The following is a 22,332-nucleotide window of genomic DNA, read 5'->3' as shown; positions in this document are numbered from 1 at the left end:
TAACCATTCTGGTCCCTCGCCAACTGGCTTGACCAGGCCGTAAGCGGGGCATAAGTTCTGCCCCGGCCGGGTCCATCTGGACGGGCCGACGAACCGTCCTCTGGGGGGACTCATGCACTACTACACCGACGTTCTGAAGAAGTACGTCGACTTCTCCGGCCGCGCGCGCCGCCAGGAGTTCTGGATGTTCTTCCTCTTCAACCTGGCCGCGCTGATCGTCGTCGCCATCCTCGACGCGGTCATCGGCACGTCGCCGCTGCTCTACTCGCTCTACGCGCTGGCGACCTTCCTGCCGAACCTCGGACTCGCCGTCCGCCGCCTGCACGACCAGGGCAAGTCCGGCTGGTGGGTCCTCGTCGGCCTCATTCCGCTCGTCGGCTTCATCTGGGCGATCGTCCTGATGGCCACCGAGGGCCAGCCGAACCCGAACCAGTACGGCCCGAGCCCCAAGGCCGTCCACGCCTGAGCAGGTTCGTAACCCGTAGTGCCTGAGCGTCGCCACTGGCTGGAAACAGTCGGTGGCGACGTTTTCGGCGTTTGGGCGGTCCCCCCGCCCCGACGCCGGGCACCGTGCGTGACGTGCGTCTCGCACGCGCTTGCGCCGGGGGCTGTCCAGACCGGCCCGTTCACGAGATATCTTGATGTCGAGCAATGTTGCAGACGAGAGACGCAGACTGTGGAGCGGAGCATCCGGTGACTGACTCGACCATCATCTACACGCACACTGACGAGGCCCCGGCCCTCGCGACGTATTCCTTCCTGCCTGTGATCCAGGCGTACGCGTCGACGGCCGGTGTGAATGTCGAGACCCGTGACATCTCCCTGGCAGGCCGGATCATCGCCAGCTTCCCCGAGTACCTGGAAGAGGGCCAGCGGATCGCGGACGCCCTCGCCGAGCTCGGTGAACTGGCGAAGACCCCCGAGGCCAACATCATCAAGCTGCCGAACGTCTCGGCCTCGATCCCGCAGCTGAAGGCCGCGGTCGCCGAGCTCCAGGGCCAGGGCTACGCGCTCCCGGACTACCCGGACGACCCGAAGAGCGACGAGGAGCGCGAGAACCGCGCCCGCTACGACAAGATCAAGGGCAGCGCCGTCAACCCGGTCCTGCGCGAGGGCAACTCCGACCGCCGCGCCCCCGCCTCGGTCAAGAACTACGCCAAGGCGCACCCGCACCGCATGGGCGCCTGGGTCCCCGAGTCGAAGACGAACGTCGCCACCATGGGCGCCGACGACTTCCGCTCCACCGAGAAGTCCGTCGTGATCGCCGAGGCCGGCACGCTGCGCATCGAGCACGTCGACGCCGACGGCGCCGTCACGGTGCTGCGCGACTCCGTACCGGTCCTCGCCGGCGAGGTGGTGGACGCGTCCGTCCTGCACGTCGACGCGCTGCGCACCTTCCTGAACGACCAGATCGAGCGTGCCAAGGCCGAGGGCGTCCTGTTCTCCGTGCACCTCAAGGCCACGATGATGAAGGTCTCCGACCCGATCGTCTTCGGCCACGTGGTCCGAGCCTTCTTCCCGAAGACCTTCGCCCGCTACGGCGAGACCCTGGCCGCCGCCGGCCTGTCCCCGAACGACGGCCTCGGCACCATCCTGAACGGCCTGGGCGCGCTGCCCGACGCCGACGCGATCAAGGCCTCCTTCGACGCCGAGATCGCCGAGGGCCCGGCCCTCGCGATGGTCGACTCGGACAAGGGCATCACCAACCTGCACGTCCCGTCCGACGTCATCGTCGACGCCTCGATGCCGGCCATGATCCGCACCTCCGGCCACATGTGGGGCCCGGACGGCGCCGAGGCCGACACCCTCGCCGTCCTCCCGGACAGCAGCTACGCCGGCGTCTACCAGGCCGTCATCGACGACTGCCGCAAGCACGGCGCGTACGACCCGTCCACGATGGGCTCGGTGCCGAACGTCGGCCTCATGGCCCAGAAGGCCGAGGAGTACGGCAGCCACGACAAGACCTTCGAGCTGGCCGCCGCCGGCACCGTCCGCGTCGTCGACGCCTCGGGCGCCACGGTCCTGGAGCAGGAGGTCGCCGCCGGCGACATCTTCCGCGCCTGCCAGACCAAGGACGCGCCGATCCAGGACTGGGTCAAGCTCGCCGTCACCCGCGCCCGCGCCACCGGCGTCCCGGCCGTCTTCTGGCTCGACGCGGGCCGCGCGCACGACGCGCAGCTGATCACCAAGGTCAAGACGTACCTCGCCGAGCACGACACCGAGGGTCTGACCATCAAGATCCTGTCCCCGGTCGAGGCCACCGCGTACTCCCTGGAGCGCATCCGCCGCGGCGAGGACACCATCTCGGTGACCGGCAACGTGCTGCGCGACTACCTGACCGACCTCTTCCCGATCCTGGAGCTGGGCACCAGTGCCAAGATGCTCTCGGTCGTCCCGCTGATGAACGGCGGCGGCCTCTTCGAGACCGGCGCCGGCGGCTCCGCCCCGAAGCACGTGCAGCAGCTCGTCAAGGAGAACTACCTGCGCTGGGACTCGCTCGGCGAGTTCCTCGCGCTGGCCGTCTCCTTCGAGCACCTCGCCACCACCACCGGCAACGCCCGCGCCCAGGTCCTCGCGGACACGCTGGACCGTGCGACCGGCAGCTTCCTCGGCGAGGACAAGTCGCCGAGCCGCAAGCTCGGCGGCATCGACAACCGCGGCAGCCACTTCTACCTCGCCCTGTACTGGGCGCAGGAGCTGTCGCGCCAGACGGACGACCCGAAGCTGGCCGCCGCGTTCGACCCGCTGGCCAAGACGCTGGCCGAGTCCGAGGAGAAGATCGTCGGCGAGCTCATCGCCGTCCAGGGCTCCCCGGCCGACATCGGCGGCTACTACCAGCCCGACGCCGCCAAGGCCGCGGCGATCATGCGGCCGTCCGCGACGCTGAACCAGGCGCTCGCGATCCTCGGCTGACACCGCCGGAAGGCTCCACCGCTCGAACGGGTCCGCCGGAGGCTAGTAAGTCCCCATGATCCAGGGAGAACTGGCCGGGCTGCGCGCCCGGCACGCGGATGACGTGGCCGTGCTCCACGCCGAGCTGTACGAGGACGTCCTGACGCGTTCGCGCGGCGACACCCGGCCGTGGCGGCCGGTGGGCGCGGCGAGCGGGCACTCGCCGTACGAGCCGCGCGAGCCCTCCGACGACGTCGCCGTCTTCTCCGTCGTGGAGCGGGCCACCGGCGAACTGGCGGGCGAGGCCCTGCTCTGGGCCGTCGACCCGCACAACCGCTCCGCGCACCTGGGCATCTCCCTGCGCCCCGGCAGCCGCGGGCGCGGGCTGGGCGCGGAGGTCGTGCGGCTGCTGTGCCGCTACGGGTTCTCCGTGCGCGGGCTGCACCGGCTCCAGGTGGACACCCTCGCCGACAACGCCGCCATGATCCGTGCGGCGAGCGCGGCCGGGTTCACCCTGGAGGGGACCCTGCGCGGGGCGGCCTGGGTGTGCGGGGAGTTCCTGGACGAGGTCGTGATGGGCCTGCGCGCCGAGGAGTGGCGCCCCGAATAGCCCGACCCCGGCGCGCTACTGCCTGTGACCTGGCTGCACCCCCTGCCCCTGAACGCCGGAGACCAGAAAACCTTCCGGGAAGTGCTGGCAGGCTTCGAAGCCGACCTGAGCCTGTACCGGCTCGAAGAGCATGCGCTGAGCAAACACGCCGTCGAACTCCACCGGCGCACCGGCGGGTACCTCAAAGCCCTTACCCACCTCGTCTCCACCGCCGCCGTCATCGCGATCCGCACCGGCAGCGAAAACATCACCCTCAAAGAAATCAACGCCGCAACCACCCAGCTCGGCCCCTGATGCGAACCGCGGGCTCTCACCGGACGACCAGCTGGGACGGCGCTCGCGCTTCCTGACTGTCGTAGAGTCAAAGCCCGCCCCACCGCGCGCTGTCCGCCCCTGCAAGATGCGCTGTCTTGCTCGGCCGGTGGCTGGCGTCATCGGCCCGCTCGTAGTGCCAGGACAGGAGTCCGGTGTAATCCCCACGCCTGGGCGCGCCTGTCACGAGCGGGGCAGGACGGCGCGGTCCTGGACCGTGATGTGGAGGGCGTGAAGTGGCTGGGTGCGGGTCGGGCGGACGACCTCGAACCAGTCGGTGCCCTCTTCCAGGTGATGGGCGATGCTCCGGTAGTGACGCCAGTCGAATCCGACACCGATCTGCCACGCCGTGTCGCTGTAGCGGCTACCGATGACCGGATCGCCGTGGAGGTAGACGGAGTCGAGAGGCTGAGCGTTGGCTTCGAGGTGCGCGAGGACGGCTGCCGCGGCTCGACGCAACGGGCTGGTGTCGCTCCAGCGGGTGAGGGCTTCAAGGGCTGCGGGATGGCTCGGACGGACGTCGGCGAGTTGGAGTTGCCGGATGGTGGCTGCCTTGCGGTCGACCAGGTCAGTGAGATCGATGCGGACCGGGCGTGGGACCCAGCGGTCGATGCCGTCGAAGGCCTCGATCATGTGGTCACGTGATGCGCGGCCTGCTGTGGGGTCCGGGGCGATGGCAGCGAGTCGAGTACGGGCGGCGGTCATGGGTTCGCCTCGGGTCCACAGCATGGTCAGTTCGAAGCCTTCCGCTTCGAAGGTCTTGCGTTCGCCAAAGTGGATCTGCAGACCTCGGCTGTTGCCCTTGAGGGCTCGCTTCATTGACGCTGAGGGGTCTCGCCCGTAGGAGAGGGCGTGAAGGAATTCGGAGGTAAGACGGCTGTCTCTGCGGTGCTCTACGACGATGTCGACGTCTGAGGGGTTCAGTGCGCCGCGTGCGTAGGAGCCGAAGACGAGGATTTCGTCGACGAGGTCCAGTGGCCAGCCTCCCTCCTCCAGGCGATCGAGCATGTCGTTCAGGAGCGTGGTAGCGCGCTCGCGTTTCACGGAATCCCTCTGCTGGTCGGTTCGGATGCCGGTGCCTTGCGCCGGTGGTTTCAGCCGGTCTGCTGTGAGGAGCCGGGGGCTCGCGAGATGATCGTGCTGAGAGTCCCGGAATAGGTGGTGCCCAGGGCAGTCACGGTTCCGGGAAAGGGGCCCGGGCCGTGACGCAGGGCACTGACGTAATTTTCGGGAAGGAGCACACGGTCTCCGACTGCGAGCGTGCCGGGGCCCCTCCATCGGTATCCGTACCCGTCAACGGTGACAGCCTGGTGGCCGTCGACCTCGAAACGGCGGTTCTTGGCATCGAGTTCTTCCCGCAGGGTCCGTATCTGCCGCTCAAGGTGCTCGACCTGTGTGGTTTCGACGCGTTGCCTCCATTCTCTTTCTTGCGCCCGGCCGGTCTGAAGCCCCTGCTGGTAGGCCTCCACGAGGGCCTTTTCGTTGTCGGTGGTGTGGACTTTGCAGGCGAAGCCCGGACCGGAGAACTGAGCGCGGCAGGGGTTACCGGACTTGGTGGGGCGTCCGCAGGGCCGGTGATGTACCTCTTCGAACACGGGGATTCCTCACACGGGTGGCTACGTAACGGCAGAAATGTGGGCACGGTGGCGTACTACGGGGTGGTCGGCAGTGAGCTGACCGGCTGGGAGATGGCCTGCGGGATACAGGCGGGAGCGGTGCGGCCCGCCTGGGTACAGGTAAGGGCGATGAGTTGGAGGTAGCCGAGGGAGACCGGTCGTCCCGGGAGCTTGCCCGTTGCTTGTTCGAAGCGCTGGAGTGTGGCGGGCTTGATGCCCAGGTGGCCGGCGGCGTCGTGGAGATCGAGTCCTGTGGCCTCGCGGGCTTCCCGGAGGCGCTGTGCGTTGTCGTGCCAGATTTGCGGTGCGGTTTCCGCGGTGTCCCGGGCGACGGCTGCGCGGGCCGTGGAGAGGGCGGTCTGGACTCGGTCGGTATGGGGTCCGAGCAGAAACCGGGCGAGACGGGCAGCGGAGGCCTCACGGTCGACGCCCTCAGTCCAGGGCTGGGAGGCCTCTTCGTACACACGGCCTCGGGCCGTGGCGCAGTCCTCACGCTCGCTGGTTTCGGCGCCGTAGGTGCGATGCCGGTCGCTGGTACAGGGTGGCGTGCCGTCTTTCGCCAGGTCCATATCCCGGTCCCAGGCGCCGTCAGCCTCGATGCGTGCGATGGCGTCGCGGACGTACTGGCGCTCATCCGGGGAGAGGACGCAGGTGAGGGCTTCGGCAGCGGCCTGGGCTTCGGGCCGCCCAGCAGGCTCGAAGCTGCCGCCCCAGGCGTGTGATGCGCGTTCTCCTTCCGCTTTCCGGAAGGCCACGTCGATGGCCTCGAACGTGTGGGGGCTCCAGGCCTGCATCATCAGGAGGATCTCCCGCAAGGCTTCTATGTGGGAGGTGGGCGGTGTCCCGTCGCCGACCCGCCGGCCGGGTCGTGATCCGGGGTGGGCCAGCCAATCGGTGAACGTCTGCGGGCGCCGGGGATCGTGAAGATCCGTATTCTCGAACCACTGTGCTGCCCGCACCACGCAGGCGTGCGCATGCTGGATGGCGGCATACCAACCGAACAGTGCCTCCCGGTAGTCATCGACGTGACGGTCCTCCGAGAAGGTGCCGGTTCGCGTGCGACAGTGCTGCGGGCATTCCGCCGCATGCACCCGGTAGAGAGCGGCCCGAGTCTCGGGGAAAGTCAGCAAGGCCGTGTGCAGATGTTCGTACTTGGGGCCACGGTCGCGGCGCTTTTCGAGTCCGCTGTCGAGAAAGGCGGGGAAGCGGGGTTTTCCCCGCCAGCGGGCAGAATCCCGACGTACATGGATGTCGTCCTGCCAGGCGCCGGTCGCGATGACCTCCCGCAGAGACGAAGCCACGTCACAGCGCAGGCCCGCACCCCATGTGATGAGAACCGGCAGGCACTGAGGATCCTCCTCCAGCGTGGACATCACCAGATCGATGTCATCGTGACGATGAAGATGACGCTGGAACACGAACGCTCCCCCAAGAGTGCAGCAGTACCCAACGGCCTCCACACCGTGGTGTGCAGGCAGCTCTCCATCTTGCACGAGGGTCACGACATCCGACCCGCGATCCGGCTGATGAGCCCACCGAAGTGGCGGGCGGGCGCGAAACCCGTGACCATCCCGTGGACTGCTTGTCCGCAGATGACCACAGCAGGCATACCTCAAGGCCGGATGTGCCCGAATGCGGCCGCGTTGGCGAGTCGTCGTGGCTCGCGCGCCGAAGAGGCGGTCCGGCCTGACGGCGCACAGCTGTACTGGAGGGAAACGGCCCGCGGGAGCCGCCTATCCTTCCTCCATGATGCAAGGAATCGACTGGCCGAGTCTTGCCTTCGGCATCCGCATGCCAGGCGTAGGCATCGAGGAGTTCGAGGCCGACGGCAAATGGGGCATGCAAGAACTCTCCGAGCTGGGCCTGCTGGTACCCCTTCCCCTCAACGCGGACGGGTACTACAACGCATCCCTCACAGCACCCTCGCTAGAGAACGTGCTCTTCGTCGCGGACTGCATCGCCTTCGACCACGACTCCCCCACGGTCGTCACCCCTCTTCAAGAGCCGGCCGCTGCACCTTACGAACCCATCGGGCACGACCGTCCGTGGCTTCCCTCCAACCGCACCTACCGCGACACCCTGGACTCCGTCGCCCAACAGGCACACGAAATCAGGTATACCGACATGCTGCGGCTCCGGTACGGCACGTACAACGACCCGCTGGCCCAGTTCAGCCGTCGGTTCACGGATCGCACCGAGCCGCTTGCCCTTTACGCCATGGCCATCAGGCATGTTGACCTGCTTGCCGAGTACATGGGGCTGTACCGCGTGCTGGAAGCGCCGCGGAGCAGCAACGGCATGGACTTCATCACCGACCACCTCGACTCCGTTGAGGAGTACGACTTCGGGAAGCTGATGACCATTCCAGCCTTTCTTCCAGAACAGGCCAAGAAACCCGTCGAGGTGTTCTCCGTCCTCAAAGAACGGGCACTTGGCCGTGTGGAGGCTCTCACGACAGCCGGCATCGACACCGCCAGGCACCTCTACGCCATCCGCAACGGGCTGGCACACGGCAAGAAAGATCTCATTCTCAACGACTTCGGCAACGCAGTCGATGCCGTGGCAGCCGACCTGCCCCTGCTGAAACTCCTGGCACGCATCGCTGTCGAACGCGGCTGACCAGCCTTCTGCAGCCGCGGTCTCTGCCAGGCCGCTTTCAGTCTGAACCCGGCTACTGGAAGGCCCCACCAAGGGCGCGCAGTTGAGCGCGGCGGGCCTGCATGAGCTCCTCGGGAAGGCGCAGAGCTGTGTCCAGGAGCCATACCCCTTGGCGGAAAGGCTGGAAGCCGATGCTCTCCCACAGCGCGGCGATCTTCTTCTTCACCTCGAGCCGATAGGCCTCCGTGACCTGCGCCCGGTCTTCGGGATACTCGCCCATGGCGGGATAGACCGCCACAGCGCAACACCCCCCGGACAGGCGACGGATCGCCTCGACGGCCAGCGCCGGGCCCAGCCCGAAACCCCTCCACGCCTTGTCGAGGCTGACGCGGTCCAGGATCAGCAGATCACCGACAGGATGCTGGACCGCCTTCTCAAACGCAGCGCTGTAGCCGGCACGTCCGGAACGGCCAAGAACGGCAGAGACAATGACCTCGAGATCTCCGGATTCGGCGTCCGCCGCCTCCCACCGGTTGTCGCCGGTGTAGTCACGCAGCCTCCACAAAATGAGGTGGCCGATCTCGCTGCCTGCGGCCGGAACCTCGCCGTCCCCTTCCTCTTCATCCCACTCCTCGTCACCCGCCATCCCGTAGGTGACCGCAACATGCCAGGGCTCCAAGGTGTCCTCGTAGTCGTATGGCACAGCGGGATGTCCGTGGCTGTAATGGAGGCGAAGACGGGCAGGATCGCCCGGCAGCTCACAGCCCGGACGTTTGGACATCGCTGAAGTCATGACGCAAAGACTAGAAGCGGACCCTGACATCCGGCCGGGAAACAGTGCGAACGAGACTACGGAAACGGATTGGCCCTGGCTGCACACCTTCGTAGCCTGCCTCTCACCCGAGAACGACCCGAGCCATCGACGCACGTCGAAGATCAACTTCCTCGCATCAAGCCGACACACGGCTCTGGCCAGCCACCCGGAAGGCCACGCACTCACCCTGTCACAGGCACTCCGCTACAACCGCCAGCCCCTGACCAACCCAGACCTATCCACCTGGACCACACAGCCATAAGAAAATCCCGCATTGACCACTACATTCCGGATCAATCACTGAACTTGCACCCCAGAGCCTCCCCCACCTCCGAAACCCAAGGAAACCCCAGCTCAGACGCACACCACACCACAGCAAAGAATCCTGAAACGATCACTAAATCCCCAGGCCCGACGCAGCACCCACGCAGTGATCACTGACGGATTTGTCACACACCCATTGCGGGAGCCCCAGGCCAACCACGGCGACGAGCACCGCGCCGAGCAGGACGCCGCGTACGAGGCCCGACTCGAACGGCCGGCGGACGAACGGCAGCAGGAGCACCCCACCGGGCCGGTCCAGCACTTCAAGGGCCTCGGCGAGCATGGCACGGCGCGCGTCGTCCGGCCGCTGCGCGGCATCCGCCCGCGCCTGCCCGGCCGCGGGGCGCACACCACGGCCGGCCGCCAGTGCCTGGCGCAGGTCGTACAGCTGCGTCCGGGCGATGCGCGGCGGCCTCGCGGCCTTGTCACGGGCCGCCGTCGAGCGCGGCCGTTTCCGACGCCAGCCATGGGTCGGCTGGGGAGGCCAACGGAACCAGAACCTCGCGATTCTGATCGAGCACGCGGACGACCTGCTGGAGTCGGACTTTCTCGGGCTGTTCGTATCGGTCCTCGCCCAGGCAGTCTGGAACTCCAATCTGCGCCTGGACGGCGACGGCGAGCTCGATGAGTGGCGGCAGCGTATAGCCCAGCACTTCGTCTTCCTCCTGGACCGCACTGCACCCGTTGTCTTCACCGAGAAGGCAGCCCGCGGCACGGACGTGGCGGTGGCGCTCTCGGACGGCCGCCTGCTCGCCACGCTGACCGACGTCGACTGGCCTGGCGGGGATCCCGCGTCCGCCCCCTGGACGGCCGGCCCGCTCTCCTTCGCGGACGAGGAGATCCTCAGCGGCAGGAACATCGAGGGCATCAAGATGTTCCGAGACCACCTCGGCTGCTCGATCCACGAGGCCCTAGTGCTGTGACCGGAAAGGTTCACCGGGTCTGATGCTGTGCTGGCAGGATCGCTCCGTGGATCTTTCTGAGGGGCTGGCTGAGTGGACGGATTGGGACGGTGCCGCCTTCGTGGTGGGCCGCTCGGTTCACAGTTCCCCCCAGGTCAGGGGGCCGCGGGGGCGGCTCCCCCGGTGCGCCGTGGCAGACTCCCTCCCTCGATCACGGGGGCGAACGGCCCCCTGACCTGGGGGGAACTGTGAACAGGACGAGACGGGCCGTCATGGCGACGGCCGTCATCGCGCTCGGAGCCGTGAGTTGTGGGGCCGGGGACACGTCCGTGGCGGTGCCGTCCCGCCCCGAGGGCACCGGGCCGCTCGCGCGGGACGTCGTGCGCACGGACCTCGACACCTCGGCGGCGGCCGCGGGCGCGCCGGAGAACGACCCGGACTACCTCAGCATGAGCGAGAAGGCTTCGCCCGACTCGGTGAAGTCGTGCGCCGTCGTCTTCAAGGGGTTCGGGACCGATGCCGCGCCGGTCGACCTGGACCGGTTCGAGGCGACGGTGCACGAGTTGCGCAAGCGCGACTGGAAGCAGGCCGGGAAACCGGACCAGCGCAAGAACAAGCGCGGCGAGGTGTTCAACTCCAAGGTGATTCTGGAGCAGCGCGGCTGGAGGATCGTCGCCGAGTACATGGATCCCCCGAAGGGCGGCACGGTCGGGTTGGTGGCCTTCGACAACGCCTGTATGAAGGCGCACGGCTCAGAAGCGGGTCCGGTCGGCTGATCGGGTGTGCGGGGCCGCCCCTCCGGTTCTGGAACGGGCTGGACGGGGGCGGCCGGCTCTACGTCTACTGGACCCGGTCCGTCCGCGGTCCGGCGGGAAGCCGGGTGCGCGGCAAGGCAAGCGGCATGACGAGGGGTTCTCCGTGCGGGGCACCAACAAGCCGGCATCCACGCCCGGTTGCGCCGACGCGGCGGCGGTGACGCGATGAGGCCCCTCAAGGCGTCCGATCCGGCCGCGTCCGGCGCCTACCGTCTGCTCGCCGAGCTGGGCAGCGGCGGCATGGGCCGGGTGCTGCTGGGGGCCGCGCCGGACGGGCGCCTCGTCGCCGTGAAGCACGTCCACGCGGGCCTGGCCGCGGACGACGGGTTCGGTGCGCCGCTCGCTGGCCGACTGCGCGGAGCTGGCTCCGAAGCTGCCCCTCCAGCCGCGCGACCGGGGCAGCGACCGCCACTCCTCGACGCGTGGCGAAACCCAGACCTCCTGCACCTGGTACGGCGGCAGCGGCAAGAACGGCGCACGCACGGTCCGGGTCCGGTGGAACCTGCTGGCCGACGACGGGGTCCGCGACGCGGCGCAGGCACAGGCCACGGCCTTCCGTGCCCTGACGGCCGGGGGCAAGCAGACGAGCGTCGGATTCGGGGACGAGGCCTTCTGGGGTGCGGCGGACACCGCCACGAGCTGTTCCCTCTCCGTCCGCGGCGGCAACCTCACCGTCCAGGTCGACCTCGGCAGTGAGGAGGTCCCCGCGACCGGGTGCACCTCGTTCGCCCCGGACATAGCCTGGGAGGCGCTGGACGGCGTCCCCCACTGAGTCCGCCGAGTCGCTCAGTCGCCGAGCCCGCAGCCCCGCCCGGAGGGGAAGATTCCGCCGACCTGGCTGTCAAGCGGAATCCGGCATGGATCATGACTACATTGAAATGGTCCAACCCCTACGTGGCCGGTCACACCCGCCCTACACTTCGAGCCGTCAACGCCAAAAAGAGCCAGGGGGGCGCGAAATGGCGGACGGAACCACGACAGTCCAAGTCCGGGTGCAAGAGGGTGTGCTGTGGGTCGATGGTGAGGCCTATCCACTGCACAACATCTCCCACGTAGGACAGCGCGTATTGGAGGTCAACAAGGGCGCGGCATGGAAACAGTTCATTCGCCGGGCCCTGCTCTGCCTGGTCGTCGGCGGGATAGCGGCGGCCATCTTCGGGAACATCGCCGGAATCCTGGCGGTCGTCGTTTTCGGCCTGCTGGTCTGGCAGCTCGTCCAGGTGATCAGCAGGCCCCCGGTGTACGGCCTGATCCTCAACACCTCCGGCACGCAGCGCGATGCCGTGTGGTCCCTGGACCGCGCCGAGATCGAGAACCTCGTCCAGGAGATCACCAAGGCCATCGGCCGACCGGACGCCGCACCGGTGACCATCAACATCAAGAAAGCGGTGATGGGCGACCAGTTCAAGGTGTACGGGGCGGGGGCCATCGGCCAGGCCCAGCACAGCGGTTCGGGCGACATCCGGGGAGGCGGTCGATGATGGCCGGCGACCACATTTCGGTGCACGGGCCCGGAAGCATCGGAAAGGCCTCACACACGGGCTCCGGAGACATCGTCGCCGGAGGCAAATATGCGGGAGGAGCGGCGCCGGACGTATCGGCGGTCGAGAAACTCCTCGCAGAAGTCCAGGCGATGAGGCAGCACCTGGACGAAAGAGACCGGGCGGAAGTCGACGCGGCGGTCGCGGAGATCCAGGCGAATCCCTCCCAGGAGAGATTCGCGAGAATCCTCCGGACGTTCTCCGGAATTGCGACGGTCATCGGAGAAGCCGGAGTCCCGGTCATCGCCGCCGTCAAGGCACTGCTCGGCTGAAGCGGAAGCGGAAGGAAGGGGGCCACGCCGAGTGGCCCCCTGGTCCTACGGTCCGGTGACCCCGCCGACGAACGCGGCCCAGGCGCTCGGAGCCACTGCGAACCGGGGCCCGGCCGGGACCTTGGAGTCCCGGACGTGGACGGCCGTGGCGCAGCCGGCCACCTCTACGCACTGGCCGCCCTCGCCGCCGCTGTAGCTCGACTTGCGCCAGTCGAAGGCGACTTCGAGGCACTCGCCGCCCTCGCCGCCGCTGTAGCTGCTCTTGAACCAGGCCAGGTGTGCGGTGTTCATAGTTCTCCCAGCAACTTCTCGATCAGGGCGAGTGACTCGTGTGGCGTGAGTGCTTGTGCCCGGATGATTCCATAGCGCTCACTGTAGATACGGACCTGCTCGGGATCGGTGATGAGGTGAGCGTGGCCGTATGTCTCGGTGTAGGCAACCTCATTGCGACCTTTAGGGCGAAGCAGGGTGAACGCACCTTCCAAGCCGGGATGTTCATCGCGCTCGGTTGGCATCACCTGAAGGTGCACCGTCCGCAGTCGCCCGATTTCCAGCAGGCGGCGCAGCTGGTCGCGGTGGACCTCTGGACCGCCAGTCGGGCGGAGCAGGATGGCGTGCTCCAGTACGAAACTGAAGGTGGGCGCCGGCCACTTGTCCAGGATCACCTGACGGTCGAGACGGTCCGCGACCCGCTTCTCGATGGCCTCCTCCGCGAACACCGGGCGCCGGTGACGGAAGACTGCCCGCGCGTACGCCTCGGTCTGCAATAGACCCGGGATGGCCTGGACGGCGTAATAGTGCAGCGCCACCGACTTCCCCTCCGCGTCCGCGAACTTCCGGAACCAATCCGGGTGCCGTGTCCGGGCCCGTTTCAGGGCCTCGATCACGTCCGGGATCGCCGCGATCAGGACGCCTCCGGCGTTCACCGCCCGGTCCACGTTCTCCAGGAAGTCCGGCTGCGGCGTCCGCACGCCCCGCTCGATGGAGGACACCAGGTCCTCGCCCACGTGCACCAGGGCCGCGAGTTCCTTCTGCTGGAGGCCCGCCCGCTCCCGCAGCACTTTGATCATTTTCCCGAGCGCCTTGAAGAGGTACGCCGTGCCGTCGACCTCCACCGGCCGTTCCGGCTCTTCCTCACGCTCCGACAGGTCCTTCATCCGCTGAACCGCCCTCACCCGTACAGGCCGTACACGCAACCGCCGCCGGTCCTACGGGGGTTCCCCGTAGCGCCGCCGTACCTGGAAAGCGTACGGCGCAGCGGACACGCTCGGTGAGGTGACGACCGAATTGAGTGACATGGCGCCCGTCGAGTTCCGGCAGCTCCTCTCCGCCACCCCGCGCGGCGCCCGCCTCGCCCGCCGGCTCGCCGTGGTGCAGCTGGCCGCCTGGGGGATCCCGTACGGCTGCGCGCTGGCCGAGGACGTGGAGCTGGTGGTCGGGGAGCTGGCCGCGAACGCCGTGCTGCACGGGCGGGTCCCCGGCCGGGACTTCGAGATCCGGCTCGGCTACGACGGCCTGCGGGTCCGGGTCGAGGTGAGCGACGCCCGGGGTGACAGGGAGCCGCCGGAGGCGGCGGACGCCGTCGACCCCTGGTCGGCGGAGCACGGGCGCGGGCTGGCCCTCGTACGGGCCGTGGCGCGGGAGTGGGGCGTCGGCCCGCGCGGGCCCGGCGCCCCGGGGAAGACGGTGTGGGCGTGTCTGTGACGCGGGGAGCCCGGTCCGGCCGCCGTTGACGTGTGCACGTGACCAACGGTCATCATGGGGCCCATGACGAACGCGGCGGAGAACGACGGGACGGACACCGGCGGGAGCCGTCAGGCGAGGCGCGAACGGCTGGGGCTCGGGAAGCCGGCGGCCCCGGAGGTCTGCCCCCATTGCGGGGCGACGGCCACGGTGCCGATCGGCCAGGCGCTGGAGACCGGCGGGTGCACGAACGTCATCGAGGGGACCGTGATCGCCCTCATGGCCGGGGCCGCGGGGGTGTACTACGCCGGCGAGAAGAACCTGCCGTGGCTCGCACCGGTCGGGATCGTCGCCGCGCTGCTGATCTTCGCGGTGACGATCAAGGTCATCCGGGACGAGAGCCGGACCGCGGACCGGGCGCGGGCCGCCGTGGACCGCGCCCGCGCCAAGGGGGTGCGGGCGCGCCGCTACTGCACCGCCTGCCGGGAGGCGTCCGGCCCTGCGGAGCCGGACACCGCCTGAGGCCCGGCCCGGGCCCGGGCGTGGCGACGGCTCCCGCAGCGCCCCGCCACGGCGACGACCCCTGCCCCGCTACTTCTTCAGGTTGTCCGCGATCAGCTTCTTGAAGGCGTCCGGGGTGATCGAGTCGATGCCCTGGCCGGAGTTGACCGTGAGCTTCTTGCCGTTGATCGAGACGTCCGGGGTGCCCTGCATGTTCTGGTCGTAGAAGGCCTGGCCTACCTTCTCCACCCACGGCATGTAGGTGAGCTCCTTGACCGCCTTGTTGAAGGCGGGCGTGCGCAGGCCGGGCACCTGGTCGGCGAGGTCCAGCAGGGTGGCCGTGGAGCCGAACTTGTCGTCGGACTCCTTCTCCGGATGGTTCTTGTAGAGCACCTGGAGGTACTCCATGAACTTCTCGGGGCTCTCGTTCACCGCCGCGCCGAGCGCGTTGACCGCGCGCTTGGATCCCTTGCCGCCGCCCAGCGCCTTGTCCAGGAACGTGGCGAAGTGGTAGTCGACGCGGTAGGTGCCCGCGTCCGCCTGCTCCTTGAGGGTCTGGCCGAGGCCGATCTCGACGCCCGCGCAGTAGGGGCAGCGCGGGTCGAGCCAGACGGAGAGGACGTTCTTCGCGTCCGCCTTGCCGTACGGGATCACGATCCCGTCCTTGCCGGCGGTGTTGGCCGGCTGGACGAAGGGCTTGCCGGCCGCCTCCTCGTCGACGGAGGGCTTCGACACGTAGACGCCGATGCCGACGGCGACCGCCAGTACGGCGACCAGCGCGCCGCCGATGAGCAGGCGCCCGCGCAGTTTCGCGCGGCGGGCCAGGGCCTCGCGCTCCACCCGCATCCGTTCGCGGGCCTCGCGCTGCTGGGTCTTCTTGTTGCTGGTCGCCATCCAACAAGGATAAAGACCGTAGAGCGGTCAAGTACGTGCCATTGGGGCGTATGGGGCAGGGACTTAAGGCCTTCGTTCCTTTCCGGACATGGTCCCGGTGAAGACGAGACGAATGGTGGGGCACAACTCCCGGGGGGACGGTGAGTCGGGTCCTAAGACCTGATAGACAGTTAACATCCACGGCCCGACCGGTCATACGCACAGCCTGATGTGAAGTTTGTACGTGTTACGGGGGCCCGGATCGGCCGCCGCCTTGGGGGGATTGCCGCACTGTGAAGCCACTTCACCGTCACCTCGTCAACACCTCGCGCAAAGTCATGTGCACGGCCGCCCTCGCGGCCAGCCTGACCACCGCGGCGGTCGTGACCAACACGCCGATAGCGGGCGCGGGGGAGGCCGAACCGACCCCCGACAGCCCGCAGGCCACCGACCGCGGTGACGCCCGGCTGGACCTGCCCGACCTGGCCGCCGATCCGCCGACGATCCCCGGCGCCACCAGCCCGGAAGGGGCGGCCGCGGGCATACCCATGACCGCCCTCGACGCGTACAAGCGCGGCGAGGTGTCGGTGGCGGCGGCCCTGCCCGGCTGCAAGCTGCCGTGGCAGCTCCTCGCGGGCATCGGCAGGACCGAGTCCGTGCACGCCTCCGGCTACGGGCTCAAGGCGGACGGGTACACCGAGAAGCCGATCCGCGGACCGCGCCTGGACGGCAACGGCTTCGCGGAGATCAGGGACACCGACAAGGGCGAGTGGGACGCGGACGCCGTGTACGACCGCGCGGTGGGCCCGATGCAGTTCATCCCCTCCACCTGGGCGACGTGGGGCGCCGACGGCAACGGCGACGGCAAGCGCGACCCGAACAACATGTACGACGCGGCGCTGGGCGCGGGCCTCTACCTGTGCGCGGGCGGGCGGAACCTCTCCGACGCGGCCCAGCTGGACAAGGCGATCCTCAGCTACAACAACTCGCGCGAGTACGTGAACACGGTGCTCGGGTACATGCGGCAGTACCAGGCCGGAGACGGCTCGGCCGCGGTGGAGAACCCGCCGGCCGGGAACTACCCGACGACGAACCCGGCGCCCACGCCGACTCCCACCCCGACGCCGACGCCGACGCCCACTCCCACCCGTACCGGCTGGGCCCCTCGGTCCTGCGCCCCTCCACGGCCGGCACGGCCCCGCCACCCCTCCCCCGCGCCCGGGTCGCAGCTTCGCCGCGGACTACCACCGGTCTCATCATATTGGGCATATCGGGCTAAATCACGGTGCGTCAGCCGGGCTGCGGGCCTTCGCGTCGCCATAGTCATCGGTGGCAACCGCCTGGTTGCCGCCCCGCGCCGCGTTCCGCGGCCGGGCCGATGTCTTCTCAGAGGAGCCGGCTCATGCTGAAGCCCACCAGGACCATCCTCGCTCTCGCCGCCGGAAGCCTGGTGCTCGGCCTGGTAGGGGCGGGTGCCGCCGTCGCGGACGCCGACCCGCTGGCCGACAACCCGGGCCAGGAGAACATCGTTGACGACCAGGAGCAGGCGGACGACCTCGCCGACGACTACCCCGACCGCAAGCACGCCCGCGGCATCGTCATCTCGCGCGGCCCGCTGACCGTGCGCAGCAAGCCGACCACCCACTCGCACAAGGTCGGCCGGGTGCACCCGCACCAGAAGCTCACCATCGAGTGCAAGAAGCGCGGCGAGCGCGTCGACGGCAACAACCTCTGGTACCTGCTGGACGGCAAGCGGGAGGCCCAGGAGGACATGAACGGCGAGGGCCCGGGCGCCGCGGCCACCATGGACCGCAAGGACCACTGGGTCGCGGCCCGCTACGTGAAGAACCTCGGCGAGGTGAGGTACTGCCGCTCCTAGTGCGACGGCACCCGCATCCCGGAACAACGAACTGGCGTCCGGGCCGCGGAGCGGGTAGACAGACGCTGTTCCCGCAGGCAGACGGCCTGCGGGCAGAGCGAAGGACAGACTCGGTGCCGCGTACCGCACGTTCCAACCGACCGGCCCCCCTGGCGTTGCTCGCGGCCGTGACGGCCGTCGCAGCCTCCCTCGGCGGGTGCTCCTCGTCGGACGGGAAGGCGGACGCCGCGGCGTCGCCGAGCGGTTCGGGAAGCGCCTCTCCCTCCACGTCGGCCGCGGCATCGGCCCCGGCATCGCCCTCCGCCGCGAACTCCCAGGCCCCGTCGAGCGGCCAGAGCCCGCAGTCGACCCGGACCTGGCCGGACGTCTCGACCGTCATCATGAAGTGGCGGGACCAGCCCCGCGGCGTCGCGGCTCCCGACGCGGAGGCGGTCCACGCGAAGTCGGTCGGCCTGCTGAACGACGCCGAGACCCGCTACGGCTCCGAAAAGGGCTCCAAGTGCTGGCCCGAGCGGCCGACCTCGCTCACCGAACTGTGCACCGGCAACGCCGCCAAGGCCGCCGAGGCCGCGAAGACCTCGTTGTCCCTGATCGCCCACGAGAACCAGGGCTCCTTCGCCACCCTGCGCGCGAACGCCGACAAGGTCGCGAAGGCCGCCGGTTTCTACGAGTCCCGCTCCTGCGGGACCGCGCCCGCCGGGCAGGCCGAGCGCGACGCGTGCTGGGACGCCGGCTGGACCGTCGCCCAGGCCTATCCGCTCCTGCGCGACGGGTTCAACGCCGGCCTCCAGGCCCGCTGACCCGGCGGCGCCGCCGCCTCACGCCTCCGGGCGCACCGCCCTCGGTCCCACGCACCGCGCTCCGAGGGCGCGTACCCGCTCGCGCAGTTCGCGGTCCGCCGTGACCACGACGCACCCGCGGTGCTCCGCGCGCACGGCCCCCGCCAGCTGCACGATCCGGTCGTCGCCGCTCCCGGGCGCCGGGTCCACCCGTACGCCGGGCACGGACTCGACGCCCCGGGCGGCGCCTTCGACCACGAGGACGATCTCCTGGTCCCCGTCCCGCCGGGCCAGCAGGTCGCGCAGCCGCTCGGCGGCCGCGCGCCGGTCGCGCCACCAGCCGTCCGGCACGGACCCGACGACGTTGGCTCCGTCGACGATCAGGACGTCTGCCGCGCTCCCGGTGCCCTCGGCATTCCCCGCGCTCCCTGCGTTCCCTGCGTTCCCTGCGTTCACCGCCCCAGTATGGGCCGACCGCTCAGAAGTCGCCGTAGTTGACCTGCCAGGTCGCCAGGCCCATCCGGCGCCAGATCGCCACCACCCGGTCGCGGTCGTCCAGGGAGACCCGCACCGCGTACCGGCCGCGCACGTGCGCGTTGAACAGCTCCGCCTTGACGATGTCGTCGCGGCGCGTGTCGCCCGCCGCGCGCATCCACAGCTCGTCGTACGGGACTTCGTGCTCCCGCAGCCAGGCCTCGGTCGGCTCCCGGTGCTCCTCGCCCCGCCCGGACAGCAGCACGATGGTGTCGCCGTCGGCGCGCCGGAAGGAGTCGAGGGCGTCGCGCACCGGCCTGTTGAGGAGGTCGATCCCGCAGCGCGAGAAGTCGTACGGGTTGCGGTCGCCGGTCAGCGCGAGGGTGCCGTCGATATCGCACATGACGGCCCCGGGCAGCGCCGGGTCGGCGACGTACGGGGAGACGTCCGGCTGGTCGTTGAGCCAGTCCGCGGTGAGCCGCCAGCCGCCCTTGCGCGCCTTGGCGTGCTTGTCCGCGAGTATCCGGATGATCTCCTCGCCGACCTGTCGCTCGCGCGCGGCGTCGCGGCGCAGGCACTCCTCCACGGGCACGTCGGTGAAGTCGTGCACGACGAAGGTGGCCCGCCCCGCGACGGCCGCCTTGAGCCGCTTGGGGATGTGGGAGGTCAGGTGCGTGTTGTCGACGACCACGTGGAAGCCGCCGTCGACGGCCGCGCTGACGGCCGCGTCCTGGATGTCCAGCACGGTCTGCTCGTGCTTGTACGAGCGCCCGCGCTCGGGGTCCGGCACGTCGAGCATGGACCGCAGGTCGTCGAGGTTGACGCGGCGCATCCGGCCGCCGGACGCCGCCTGGAGGGCGCGCGCGGCGGTCGTCTTCCCGGAGGCCGGCAGACCCGTCATGACGTGGACCACCGGCAGTGCGGGGGTCTCGGCAGCCGGCTCGGGGGCCTGGGTTTCGGGGACTTCGGACACGCTCAGTTCTCCTCGTCGTTCGTGAAGGGGTCGGACGCCTCGGGCCGCACCTGCCGCCAGCTGACGAGCTCGGTCGACTTGCCGTCCAGGCGCTGGAACAGCGCGCCGCGGATGCCGCTGTCGCGCAGCGACCGGGCGGCGCGCGCGAACGCGCCGCGGTCCGCGGCCAGGTGGGCGAGCGAGGCGTGGGCCTCGTCGATGGCGCGCTCGCGGAGCGCGGCCCGCTCCTCCAGGCCCTCGATCACCGAGCGCACCCACTGGTCGAACTCGTCGGGCACCTGCTCCAGCAGCGCGTCGAGCGGCTTGCCGCCGTAGGCCTCGATGTCGGCGACCGTGCAGTTCAGGCCCTGGGCCAGCTGCTTGGCCGGCAGGCCGGCGAACCGCTGGATGCCGTGGCCGCGCCAGATGTCCCGCTCGGTCACGCCGGTGAGCAGCTTGTGGAGCCGTACGTACTCGGCGATCTTGGCCTTGGCGCGGACGCCCGAGGCGAAGCGCAGCACGAAGCCCTCCGCGTCGGTGCCGGTCGCACCGGCGCCGCCGGGCAGCGTGCTGGAGGCGGTCAGCGCGAGCAGTTCGTCGAGCGGCATCGCGGGCCACGTGGTGACGACGGAGCCGATGTCCCGCCAGTGGACCGCGGCTTCGGCGAGCGGCACCTCGGTGCCGTCCGCCCCGTAGGCGGCGAGCAGGACGAGGTCGCGGCGCTCGCCGTAGTCGACGACGATGCGGTTCTGCGGGTACAGGATCTCCGCGAGGTAGGTGGTGCCGGGGACCAGCAAGGAGGTGTCCCGGCCGTCGAGGCGGCGCTGGGCCCAGGTGGCCTGGGTGCTGGTGAAGGAACCCTTGGACGCGACGCGCCACTTCCCCGCGTAGTGGAAGAGCACCCCGAGACTGCCGTCGACCTTGTCGTACACCTCGAACGGCTCGTCCGGCAGGGCGGGCGCGTACGGCTGGCCGGACTCGTGCTCGCCGACGTTGAAGAACTTGGGCAGCGGCAGCGCGATGACGGCGCCGGTGTCGTCGTCGGCGACGAGGCCGCGGCAGCGCGTGGTGACCTGGTTCCAGACCCGCTCGTACTGGGCGGTCCGGGTGTAGGTGTAAATGGACAGCGGCAGCTCGGGGTGTGCCTTGCGGGTCACGTATCCGGCGTCGATGGCCTCGGTCAGCGCCTGCGCGGGCATCAGGTCGTGCAGAGTCAGGCGGTCCTGGCTCATGGGGTTCCTCCCGGTTCGAGATGCCTCATTCTCGGGGGCGGAAGGGCCCGGCCGAAACCGAATATTCGCTGGTTAGCGGGGGTCCGCGGCACGGCTTCGGCCTTCGCCGCCCAGCCGGTTGATGTCGGCCGCCCGCAGGATCCGCCGGGTGTCCGCGCCGCCGGGGCCGGCGGCGGCGACCGCGATCATGGCGCGGCCCAGTGCCCGGGTGGTGGTGACGAGGTCGGGCGCGACGCGCCCAAGGATCGGGAAGAGGGGCGCGGTGACGGCGTAGGCGGCGCGGTAGAGCGGGGTCTTGGAGGGCGTGCCGCGGTCCGGCCGGACGATCCCCGGGCGGAACATGTAGGCGTCGAAGGGGAGTTTGAGCAGATCGTTCTCGGTCTCCCCCTTGACCCGGGCCCACATGGAGCGGCCCTGCTCGGTGCTGTCCGTGCCCTCGCCCGAGACGTAGGCGAAGGTCAGCCCGGGGTTGGCCCCGGCCAGGGTGCGGGCCGCCCGGAGCGTCAGGTCGTAGGTGATCCGGCGGTACTCCTCCTCCTTCATCCGGAAGGAGGAGATCCCGAGGCAGAAGAAGCACGCGTCGTACGCGGCGAGGTCCAGGCCGGGCGCCGACAGGTCGGTCGGGTCGGCCTGGACGAGCTCGCGCAGCTTGGGGTGGGTGACGGCCAGGGGGGTGCGGCCGACGGCCAGGACGCTTTCCACCGAGTCGTCGCGCAGGCATTCGCGCAGCACGCCCCGGCCGATCATTCCGGTCGCGCCGAAGAGGATGACGTTCACGTCGCCCACCCTATGCGGGCGTGCCCGCGCTCAGTGGGAGACGCAGAGCTCGTTGCCCTCGGGGTCGGTGAGGGTGGTCCAGGCGAAGGGGCCCTGGCGGCCGTCGTGCCGGTGCTCGGCCCCCTTGGCGAGGAGCCGCTCGACGAGGGCCGCGGGGTCGTCCTCGCCGGTGCGGATGTCGAGGTGGACGCGGTTCTTGACGGTCTTGGGCTCCTCGATCAGCTGGAAGAGGACCCGGGGCGCCCGCTCGAGGCCTTCGGGATGGCGGATGGCCCCGCCCGCCTTCCAGACGAGGACGCCCCGGTGCGTGGTGGTGTCCTCCTCGCTCGCGTGCCCGGCGGCGATCAGGCCGCGAATGAACTTCTCGTCACTGGGCTCGACTTCCCATCCGAGGGCCTCGGCCCACCAGTCTGCGAGGGCGTGCGGGTGTGCGGAGTCGACGGTCACTTGGAATGTGTAGGCCATGGCGGGACCCTATCGCCGGGG

Annotated in this window: 28 protein-coding genes; 15 read left to right on the top strand and 13 right to left on the bottom strand. The window is 69.6% G+C overall.

The window, feature by feature from the left end; genetic code table 11:
• Nucleotides 1-112 precede the first annotated feature (112 nt).
• From DRB89_RS37315 to DRB89_RS43960, 4 genes are all read left to right on the top strand, one after another.
• On the top strand, nt 113-466 hold the full coding sequence (locus DRB89_RS37315; RefSeq protein WP_112452049.1) for a DUF805 domain-containing protein: 354 nt from the start codon (nt 113-115) through the stop codon (nt 464-466).
• A 227-nt stretch (nt 467-693) separates the two neighbouring features.
• Complete coding sequence (locus DRB89_RS37310) at nt 694-2,913, top strand: NADP-dependent isocitrate dehydrogenase (RefSeq protein ID WP_112452048.1); 2,220 nt, start codon at nt 694-696, stop codon at nt 2,911-2,913.
• Nucleotides 2,914-2,968: 55 nt separating this feature from the next.
• Nucleotides 2,969-3,502 (top strand): GNAT family protein, encoded by a 534-nt coding sequence (locus DRB89_RS43965; RefSeq protein ID WP_204358174.1) that lies wholly within the window; start codon nt 2,969-2,971, stop codon nt 3,500-3,502.
• A 24-nt stretch (nt 3,503-3,526) separates the two neighbouring features.
• Nucleotides 3,527-3,796, top strand: coding sequence for a hypothetical protein (locus DRB89_RS43960; protein ID WP_239516558.1), 270 nt, complete (start codon nt 3,527-3,529; stop codon nt 3,794-3,796).
• A gap of 201 nt (nt 3,797-3,997) precedes the next feature.
• Here DRB89_RS43960 and DRB89_RS37300 read toward each other — a convergent pair whose 3' ends face one another.
• The 3 genes from DRB89_RS37300 to DRB89_RS37290 are packed head-to-tail and all read right to left on the bottom strand — an operon-like array spanning nt 3,998 to nt 6,848.
• Nucleotides 3,998-4,858 (bottom strand): nucleotidyltransferase domain-containing protein, encoded by an 861-nt coding sequence (locus tag DRB89_RS37300; RefSeq protein ID WP_112452435.1) that lies wholly within the window; start codon nt 4,856-4,858, stop codon nt 3,998-4,000.
• A gap of 50 nt (nt 4,859-4,908) precedes the next feature.
• Nucleotides 4,909-5,409 (bottom strand): hypothetical protein, encoded by a 501-nt coding sequence (locus DRB89_RS37295; RefSeq protein WP_162688895.1) that lies wholly within the window; start codon nt 5,407-5,409, stop codon nt 4,909-4,911.
• A 56-nt stretch (nt 5,410-5,465) separates the two neighbouring features.
• Complete coding sequence (locus tag DRB89_RS37290; RefSeq protein ID WP_112454241.1) at nt 5,466-6,848, bottom strand: helix-turn-helix transcriptional regulator; 1,383 nt, start codon at nt 6,846-6,848, stop codon at nt 5,466-5,468.
• A 328-nt stretch (nt 6,849-7,176) separates the two neighbouring features.
• Here DRB89_RS37290 and mauJ point away from each other — a divergent pair, with 328 nt between their 5' ends.
• The gene (gene mauJ / locus DRB89_RS37285) at nt 7,177-8,049 is read left to right on the top strand and encodes a methylamine utilization protein MauJ (protein WP_112452433.1); all 873 of its coding nucleotides are present in this window, start codon (nt 7,177-7,179) and stop codon (nt 8,047-8,049) included.
• Nucleotides 8,050-8,101: 52 nt separating this feature from the next.
• On the opposite strand, the gene DRB89_RS37280 is transcribed toward mauJ, so the two are convergent.
• Together DRB89_RS37280 and DRB89_RS37275 are read right to left on the bottom strand one after the other, a co-directional pair.
• On the bottom strand, nt 8,102-8,821 hold the full coding sequence (locus DRB89_RS37280; protein WP_239516557.1) for a hypothetical protein: 720 nt from the start codon (nt 8,819-8,821) through the stop codon (nt 8,102-8,104).
• Between the two features lie 418 nt (nt 8,822-9,239).
• Nucleotides 9,240-9,449: a hypothetical protein gene (locus tag DRB89_RS37275; protein ID WP_162688894.1), complete on the bottom strand. Its 210-nt coding sequence runs from the start codon at nt 9,447-9,449 to the stop codon at nt 9,240-9,242.
• Here DRB89_RS37275 and DRB89_RS37270 point away from each other — a divergent pair.
• The 5 genes from DRB89_RS37270 (at nt 9,448) to DRB89_RS37250 (ending at nt 12,696) form a co-directional block, all read left to right on the top strand.
• Nucleotides 9,448-10,089: a hypothetical protein gene (locus tag DRB89_RS37270; protein ID WP_162688893.1), complete on the top strand. Its 642-nt coding sequence runs from the start codon at nt 9,448-9,450 to the stop codon at nt 10,087-10,089. The genes DRB89_RS37275 and DRB89_RS37270 overlap by 2 nt on opposite strands.
• Nucleotides 10,090-10,316: 227 nt before the next feature.
• The gene (locus DRB89_RS37265; RefSeq protein ID WP_162688892.1) at nt 10,317-10,844 is read left to right on the top strand and encodes a hypothetical protein; all 528 of its coding nucleotides are present in this window, start codon (nt 10,317-10,319) and stop codon (nt 10,842-10,844) included.
• A gap of 370 nt (nt 10,845-11,214) precedes the next feature.
• Nucleotides 11,215-11,655, top strand: a complete 441-nt coding sequence (locus tag DRB89_RS37260) for a hypothetical protein (protein ID WP_162688891.1) — start codon at nt 11,215-11,217, stop codon at nt 11,653-11,655.
• A gap of 220 nt (nt 11,656-11,875) precedes the next feature.
• Nucleotides 11,876-12,364: a DUF6232 family protein gene (locus DRB89_RS37255; protein ID WP_239516556.1), complete on the top strand. Its 489-nt coding sequence runs from the start codon at nt 11,876-11,878 to the stop codon at nt 12,362-12,364.
• Nucleotides 12,361-12,696, top strand: coding sequence for a hypothetical protein (locus DRB89_RS37250; RefSeq protein WP_239516555.1), 336 nt, complete (start codon nt 12,361-12,363; stop codon nt 12,694-12,696). The genes DRB89_RS37255 and DRB89_RS37250 overlap by 4 nt, the downstream gene beginning before the upstream one ends.
• 45 nt (nt 12,697-12,741) lie before the next feature.
• Here the strand turns inward: DRB89_RS37250 and DRB89_RS37245 are convergent, their stop codons facing one another.
• Complete coding sequence (locus DRB89_RS37245) at nt 12,742-12,987, bottom strand: DUF397 domain-containing protein (RefSeq protein ID WP_112452425.1); 246 nt, start codon at nt 12,985-12,987, stop codon at nt 12,742-12,744.
• Nucleotides 12,984-13,853 carry a helix-turn-helix transcriptional regulator gene (locus tag DRB89_RS37240; protein WP_112454239.1) on the bottom strand — a complete coding sequence of 290 codons (870 nt, stop codon included), beginning with the start codon at nt 13,851-13,853 and terminating at the stop codon, nt 12,984-12,986. The genes DRB89_RS37245 and DRB89_RS37240 overlap by 4 nt, the downstream gene beginning before the upstream one ends.
• A 118-nt stretch (nt 13,854-13,971) precedes the next feature.
• Between DRB89_RS37240 and DRB89_RS37235 the strand changes: the two genes are divergently transcribed.
• Both DRB89_RS37235 and DRB89_RS37230 read left to right on the top strand, forming a co-directional pair.
• Entirely contained in the window at nt 13,972-14,400 is a 429-nt protein-coding gene (locus DRB89_RS37235) for an ATP-binding protein (protein WP_112452424.1), read from the top strand.
• A gap of 63 nt (nt 14,401-14,463) precedes the next feature.
• Nucleotides 14,464-14,901 (top strand): hypothetical protein, encoded by a 438-nt coding sequence (locus DRB89_RS37230; protein ID WP_112452423.1) that lies wholly within the window; start codon nt 14,464-14,466, stop codon nt 14,899-14,901.
• Nucleotides 14,902-14,970: 69 nt separating this feature from the next.
• Here the strand turns inward: DRB89_RS37230 and DRB89_RS37225 are convergent, their stop codons facing one another.
• Nucleotides 14,971-15,774 (bottom strand): thioredoxin domain-containing protein, encoded by an 804-nt coding sequence (locus DRB89_RS37225; RefSeq protein ID WP_112452422.1) that lies wholly within the window; start codon nt 15,772-15,774, stop codon nt 14,971-14,973.
• Between the two features lie 272 nt (nt 15,775-16,046).
• Between DRB89_RS37225 and DRB89_RS37220 the strand changes: the two genes are divergently transcribed.
• The 3 genes from DRB89_RS37220 (at nt 16,047) to DRB89_RS37210 (ending at nt 18,432) form a co-directional block, all read left to right on the top strand.
• Complete coding sequence (locus DRB89_RS37220; RefSeq protein ID WP_239516554.1) at nt 16,047-17,162, top strand: lytic transglycosylase domain-containing protein; 1,116 nt, start codon at nt 16,047-16,049, stop codon at nt 17,160-17,162.
• On the top strand, nt 17,156-17,632 hold the full coding sequence (locus DRB89_RS37215; RefSeq protein WP_112451054.1) for a hypothetical protein: 477 nt from the start codon (nt 17,156-17,158) through the stop codon (nt 17,630-17,632). Before DRB89_RS37220 ends, DRB89_RS37215 begins: the two co-directional genes overlap by 7 nt.
• Nucleotides 17,633-17,799: 167 nt before the next feature.
• Entirely contained in the window at nt 17,800-18,432 is a 633-nt protein-coding gene (locus DRB89_RS37210; protein ID WP_162688890.1) for a hypothetical protein, read from the top strand.
• 18 nt (nt 18,433-18,450) lie between these two features.
• Here DRB89_RS37210 and DRB89_RS37205 read toward each other — a convergent pair whose 3' ends face one another.
• From DRB89_RS37205 to DRB89_RS37185, 5 genes are all read right to left on the bottom strand, one after another.
• Entirely contained in the window at nt 18,451-18,795 is a 345-nt protein-coding gene (locus DRB89_RS37205; protein ID WP_112453782.1) for an NTP pyrophosphohydrolase, read from the bottom strand.
• 94 nt (nt 18,796-18,889) lie between these two features.
• Nucleotides 18,890-19,858, bottom strand: a complete 969-nt coding sequence (locus tag DRB89_RS37200; RefSeq protein WP_239516553.1) for an AAA family ATPase — start codon at nt 19,856-19,858, stop codon at nt 18,890-18,892.
• A gap of 2 nt (nt 19,859-19,860) precedes the next feature.
• A complete protein-coding gene (locus tag DRB89_RS37195) occupies nt 19,861-21,069 on the bottom strand; it encodes an RNA ligase (RefSeq protein WP_112451052.1) in 1,209 nt (402 codons plus the stop codon).
• 72 nt (nt 21,070-21,141) lie between these two features.
• On the bottom strand, nt 21,142-21,846 hold the full coding sequence (locus tag DRB89_RS37190) for an epimerase (protein ID WP_112453777.1): 705 nt from the start codon (nt 21,844-21,846) through the stop codon (nt 21,142-21,144).
• A gap of 30 nt (nt 21,847-21,876) precedes the next feature.
• A complete protein-coding gene (locus DRB89_RS37185) occupies nt 21,877-22,311 on the bottom strand; it encodes a VOC family protein (RefSeq protein WP_112451051.1) in 435 nt (144 codons plus the stop codon).
• Between the last annotated feature and the right edge of the window lie 21 nt (nt 22,312-22,332).

It is taken from the genome of Streptomyces sp. ICC4 (assembly GCF_003287915.1).
Taxonomy (GTDB): domain Bacteria; phylum Actinomycetota; class Actinomycetes; order Streptomycetales; family Streptomycetaceae; genus Streptomyces; species Streptomyces tritrimontium.
The sequence above is the reverse complement of the archived record's forward strand: the minus strand, read 5'-3'. Positions and strand labels throughout refer to the sequence as shown.

Bases quoted from the DNA above. Each gene is read 5' to 3' on its own strand.
- DRB89_RS37315 (WP_112452049.1), top strand. From the start codon at position 113: ATGCACTACTACACCGACGTTCTGAAGAAGTACGTCGACTTCTCCGGC.
- DRB89_RS43965 (WP_204358174.1), top strand. From the start codon at position 2,969: ATGATCCAGGGAGAACTGGCCGGGCTGCGCGCCCGGCACGCGGATGAC.
- mauJ (WP_112452433.1), top strand. From the start codon at position 7,177: ATGATGCAAGGAATCGACTGGCCGAGTCTTGCCTTCGGCATCCGCATG.
- DRB89_RS37280 (WP_239516557.1), bottom strand. From the start codon at position 8,821: ATGACTTCAGCGATGTCCAAACGTCCGGGCTGTGAGCTGCCGGGCGAT.
- DRB89_RS37270 (WP_162688893.1), top strand. From the start codon at position 9,448: ATGGCACGGCGCGCGTCGTCCGGCCGCTGCGCGGCATCCGCCCGCGCC.
- DRB89_RS37275 (WP_162688894.1), bottom strand. From the start codon at position 9,449: ATGCTCGCCGAGGCCCTTGAAGTGCTGGACCGGCCCGGTGGGGTGCTC.
- DRB89_RS37250 (WP_239516555.1), top strand. From the start codon at position 12,361: ATGATGGCCGGCGACCACATTTCGGTGCACGGGCCCGGAAGCATCGGA.
- DRB89_RS37245 (WP_112452425.1), bottom strand. From the start codon at position 12,987: ATGAACACCGCACACCTGGCCTGGTTCAAGAGCAGCTACAGCGGCGGC.
- DRB89_RS37240 (WP_112454239.1), bottom strand. From the start codon at position 13,853: ATGAAGGACCTGTCGGAGCGTGAGGAAGAGCCGGAACGGCCGGTGGAG.
- DRB89_RS37230 (WP_112452423.1), top strand. From the start codon at position 14,464: ATGACGAACGCGGCGGAGAACGACGGGACGGACACCGGCGGGAGCCGT.
- DRB89_RS37225 (WP_112452422.1), bottom strand. From the start codon at position 15,774: ATGGCGACCAGCAACAAGAAGACCCAGCAGCGCGAGGCCCGCGAACGG.
- DRB89_RS37215 (WP_112451054.1), top strand. From the start codon at position 17,156: ATGCTGAAGCCCACCAGGACCATCCTCGCTCTCGCCGCCGGAAGCCTG.
- DRB89_RS37195 (WP_112451052.1), bottom strand. From the start codon at position 21,069: ATGAGCCAGGACCGCCTGACTCTGCACGACCTGATGCCCGCGCAGGCG.
- DRB89_RS37185 (WP_112451051.1), bottom strand. From the start codon at position 22,311: ATGGCCTACACATTCCAAGTGACCGTCGACTCCGCACACCCGCACGCC.